This is a genomic window from Paenibacillus sp. OT2-17 (genome assembly GCF_009827695.1).
In the GTDB taxonomy this organism is placed as follows: domain Bacteria; phylum Bacillota; class Bacilli; order Paenibacillales; family Paenibacillaceae; genus Paenibacillus; species Paenibacillus polymyxa_B.
Window position 1 is genome coordinate 1 of the sequence record NZ_WUDQ01000360.1, and the last position, 3,805, is coordinate 3,805.

The 3,805-nt window shown below is 43.9% G+C and carries 3 protein-coding genes and 1 pseudogene; 1 reads left to right on the top strand and 3 read right to left on the bottom strand.

The features are described from left to right. Positions 1 to 217: 217 nt before the first annotated feature. The 3 genes from GRP75_RS21165 to GRP75_RS21175 form a co-directional block, all read right to left on the bottom strand. Positions 218 to 1,171, bottom strand: a complete 954-nt coding sequence (locus GRP75_RS21165; RefSeq protein ID WP_160790284.1) for an ADP-ribosylglycohydrolase family protein — start codon at positions 1,169 to 1,171, stop codon at positions 218 to 220. An 81-nt stretch (positions 1,172 to 1,252) separates the two neighbouring features. Next, positions 1,253 to 2,338: a hypothetical protein gene (locus tag GRP75_RS21170; protein ID WP_160790285.1), complete on the bottom strand. Its 1,086-nt coding sequence runs from the start codon at positions 2,336 to 2,338 to the stop codon at positions 1,253 to 1,255. Between the two features lie 2 nt (positions 2,339 to 2,340). Then, positions 2,341 to 3,333, bottom strand: coding sequence for a hypothetical protein (locus GRP75_RS21175; RefSeq protein ID WP_023989660.1), 993 nt, complete (start codon positions 3,331 to 3,333; stop codon positions 2,341 to 2,343). Between the two features lie 212 nt (positions 3,334 to 3,545). On the opposite strand from GRP75_RS21175, the pseudogene GRP75_RS21180 reads away from it, so the two are divergent. Then, positions 3,546 to 3,805, top strand: a pseudogene (locus GRP75_RS21180) (hypothetical protein); the annotation flags it as partial.

Consider the following 3,805-nt stretch of genomic DNA (forward strand, 5'->3'; position numbering starts at 1 on the left):
CTTTTATATCGTTGGAAATATCAACAAATGAATGAAGCTGTTTATGTGGATGTGACAAGGTAGTTCCTCCTCTGAAAGGTCAATAAAGTGAAGTGTTATTTGTATTGAACTCATTTTGTCATAACGGCATGTTGCTGAGTAGGGCGGAAGTATGGCGATATAGCAAAAAAAAACAAGCTGGGCTCTGCTTTATAAGAAAAGCAGCCCAGCTTGATCTTTATGGATGTTCCCCTTGGAGCGTTTGGTCCTTCTCAACCTTCTGCCATAAAGCCTCAGTCAGTTCATCTATCGTCTCCTTCATCGCCAGCTTCTCGCGCCAACGACTCGGAATACCGCTTATTCCGTAATAAGCTCCTGCAATTTGCCCGTACACCGCCCCAGTCGTATCAGCATCATCCCCCAGATTCACTGCCAACAGTGCTCCCTCTTCAAATGAAGTCGAATGGTGGAATGCCCACAACGCAGCCTCAAGGGAACGAATGACATACCCGGTTCCTTGTATTTCAGGCGGCTCTTTATGCCGGTAAGATCCCCGAATTATTTCTTCAATGGCTGCCGAATAAGCGGGCTCGTCCTGCCGCCACTTATAACAGACGTCCGCCGATAACATGGATTCTTTGTCCGCTCCTCGCAGACCTGCCACAAGGATTGAAGCAAGCACAGCACAGGACTCCACACTTTCGACTGCTCCATGGGTGGTTCGTGAGCTCATCTCAGCGTACATCACCGCCTCTTCCGGACGGTTCGCATAGGCCATAGCTACAGGTGCAAGCCTCATAATAGAGCCATTGCCGGCAGTCATGGGGTCAACGGACCCACTGTACGGATCTCCGGTAGCTTCGAAGCGATGCAGTGCTGCTCTCGTTGCACCACCGATATCAAAGCACGTTCCCGTGCTGCTCATATATCCCAAGTGGTACCAATTGGTGTATCGGCGCATTTGATCTGCCGGATCAAAGCCATCTTTTCGCACCATACTCTCGGCCAAGCAGAGCGCCATCGACGTATCGTCCGTCCACTGGCCCGGCTTTAACCCAAAGACACCGCCGCCCACGATATCCGTTACAGGTTCAAATGTACCTGGACTGCTGAATTCCACAGTGGTTCCCAAAGCATCGCCCACGGCCAGCCCAACCAGGCATCCCAAAAAACGATCCTTGATAAGTGCCATTTTGGTTTTACGCCCCTTTTCAAATGTAATAACTAACGCATATTTTCCCATCTCGCCAGGAAGGAAGCCCGACACTGCCATTTATTCGTAGCTTAAGACTTTACAACGGCTATCCGCTTTCAATTCAATGAAAATTCCTGCCTCTTGATGGTAAACGAGTGGAAACCGCTCCGTATCTACATATTCCCGCACACCGCTTGAAAGCCGCCATACCTGAAGCGGGACTCCTTTTCCCCATAAGAATAATTGGTCACCGCAAATGGCCATATCCGCTTGGGGAAAAGGAAAAGTCCCGTCTTCAACAGGCTCACAATTTAGAGATGGAATCGCTGGAAGCACACGTCGGTACCCTGGCTGGGTCATATCGAATAGGACAACAGCCGGTTCAACTCCTTCCTCTCCCCAATCTTCCTCCTCCAGTAAATCAGCATCCATCTGTCCCCAAACCGCCAATGTATCGGGTCCTGTCCAGCACACTGGCCCATCCCAATCTATGGTTTGCCAAAGATCGCGAACCGACGGCCCCTTCTCCGATTCCCATGGATTCAGCAACCAATCCGATAACGACCAAGTTCGGACCACTCCAATCGGAGCCCACACCCATCCCGTATCCGCAATCCACTTTCCCCCTGGTGAAATCAGCAGCCTCCCATGAAAATAATCTAGATAATGTTCATTTTTGCTGTCGCTGTTATAAACAGGGGTAGGCCTTGCTGTCAAAAGCATGCCTGTTTCTATATCCGTCAGGTCAAGCCGGTTCCATTCCGTCCCATGAACAAGAATGCATGCACCATCTTGGTGTACAAATGCCAGGGGAAACATACTTTTATCGTAGTGATATTCGTCCCGTGATAATTGCATTTTTTCTTGAGCATGGACTAAATCATACACTGCCGCATGCCGTCCAAAACGATTGGAGATAGCTACGTAGCTGCCGTCGGAACTGGTAACCATTTGGACAGGTTGCATGGGATTAAAATCAGGAATACAAATACGTGTGCACAATTCTGCGCTGCCAGAGCGAAGTTCTAGTCTCCACAGTTCTGCTTGTGTGTTTAGTGCCAGCAGGGTTATGCTTTCCTGAGAGTCACCCTTTAGTGGATGAATGGCTGTAAGGCGTCCGATAGACGGTGGTAAATCAGGTAAAGAAACGTGATGGAATGGCATGATTAATCCCCTTTTACTCTAGATAAATAATAATCTATACCCACATTTGTGAAGCTGGATTTATCAACAAAAAATCTGATATCAAGCAATGCAGTCAATACTTTCATAAAAACTCCCGGTTTTTTCTTGCAAAACAACTTAAGATATGTAATTTCACTAGGATCTCTTTTGAGAACAAAATAGGAGTAATTCATCAAGATCAAATGGGAGATGAACTGCTCTGTTGGAGATTGATGCTCATTGATACAGTCTATCAGCACCTCTAATACCCTATTTTTATTAGATTTGTAGGCTTGCATAAACATCGTTGCTTCTACAAATGGTTTGTTGAAATCATCGAATGGAAAATCATATACATCATGACTACCCAGCATAAAGTTGACCCATTGGCCTTGTAAAAATTTTATTTTTTCCAGCGTTGCTTGTGTATCCATATCCATCTTACTTTTGTTAATATGCTCATGCAAAATGTTAATAAGAATGTGCAGATCATAATGTTGTGCGTCTTCCATTCTGTACATGATCCTATTATTTTCAATCGTCAGGCGATCATAAATGTCGTCACCTAAACCCAGTTCAAATAAGAGATGGTGAAGGAAAAATAGTCTGTCCTGAGTAAGCGAGAATTCATTCCCTCTCTCTCTTAGATGTGAAACTTGATATTGATAATAAAAACAAAATAAGTTTTTTCTCCTATAAGCAACATCTTTATGTATATCAAAAACATTAAAAATGAACGAAAGCAATCGAACCAGGCGTTCAGCATCCAGTTCGCTTCGAATGACATCATCCATTTTTGTAAATAGCGACCTGTCAAACAGATCATGCCATCGCACTAGAGAAACATAATCCTGTTCGTTTATATTCAGGGTTAATATTCTTAAATTTTGCTCTTGATCGGGATAAGAATAAAATAGATATTCATGACTTAAATCAGAAATTCGCTCATTAAAATAAGCTCTTAATTTGTAATCGTATATTTTAGAAAATGACATACTTATCCTCCTTACAAGTAAGCCTGAGCATATTAAACTAAGCACAAAACATTTTCGAACTCCTATATTGTAAAATTAATCTGGATAGACTGGCAAGGCGGCACAATTACAGAAACATATGTTCTCCAAATCTATATTATGATATCTTTAGGCTAGAAATGAAACGTTATTGTCGGAGGCCATAGCCTACAATTAGAAAGGAATGAACACCTATGAAACAGTTAAGCGAAGCTTTGGCCCGTTTTGTACAACAGCAAAACTTATATAATGATGCCTACGGGCTGCTCCAAAACCACGACATCCAGCCCCGGATGGAGAAAATATCAGATTGCTGGGACAACCAGATTCCTGTATCCCCTGAACTTGAGTATCTGTATAGCCATTATGAAATGATCGATGCTAAGGCAGTGGGAACACACAAATTAAAAAATGCAGCAGTTGAAATCGGGGATGCCGCGGTTCTCTTTTTTGC